The 234-nt window shown below is 58.5% G+C and carries 1 protein-coding gene; it reads left to right on the forward strand.

What is annotated here, in order from left to right; translation table 11 throughout:
- Positions 1-234, forward strand: a 234-nt coding sequence (locus tag ACPYOM_RS24045) for a hypothetical protein (RefSeq protein WP_481347909.1), incomplete at both ends; no start/stop codon positions are given.

The following is a 234-nucleotide window of genomic DNA, read 5'->3' on the forward strand; positions in this document are numbered from 1 at the left end:
CCTCGGCTCCGGTATTATATGGGGCGAGGAGATCAACGAGACCTATCTCTACACGCTTGATATGGCGAACGGAGCCTCGATGTTGCACGTGCCGTTTGCGCATACTCTTGACGCTACGCTCTTCATGCTGGGGTCCGGACTTAAATCCGTTGGCGGAGCGCTTTCAAACAGCCGGTCGATGGTTCGCGTGGTGGAGACCGGGGAGCAGGTCCCGTTCACGGCACCCGACCAGAT

This window comes from Monashia sp. HAY1-2A, assembly GCF_056755315.1.